At 66.0% G+C, this 465-nt stretch carries 1 protein-coding gene; it reads right to left on the reverse strand.

Translation table 11 applies throughout. The features are described from left to right. Nucleotides 1-465: TCP-1/cpn60 chaperonin family protein (locus tag ACSC1Q_RS43115; protein ID WP_436764530.1), on the reverse strand; the 465-nt coding region annotated here is incomplete at both ends.

Genomic DNA, 465 nt, shown 5'->3' on the forward strand with positions numbered 1-465 from the left:
CCCTTGTCGAAGCGCATGCCCTCGGTGAGCTCAAGCTCAAGACCGAAGGTGTTGCTCTCCTCGACGGTGATGACGCCTTCCTTGCCGACCTTGTCCATCGCCTCGGCGATCATCTCGCCGATCTGCGGGTCACCCGCGGAGATGGAGGCGGTGGAGGCGATCTGCGCCTTCGTCTCCACGTCCTTGGCGAGCTTGGACAGCTCCTCCGACACGCGCTCGACGGCGGCCTCGATGCCCTTCTTCAAAGACATCGGGTTGGCGCCGGCGGCGACGTTGCGCAGCCCCTCGCGGACGAGAGCCTGGGCGAGCACGGTGGCGGTGGTGGTGCCGTCGCCCGCGACGTCGTCGGTCTTCTTGGCGACTTCCTTGACGAGCTCGGCCCCGATCTTCTCCCACGGGTCCTCAAGCTCGATCTCCTTGGCGATGGAGACACCATCGTTGGTGATGGTGGGGGCGCCCCACTTC

Source organism: Streptosporangium heterodermiicola (assembly GCF_051390675.1).
Taxonomy (GTDB): Bacteria; Actinomycetota; Actinomycetes; order Streptosporangiales; family Streptosporangiaceae; genus Streptosporangium.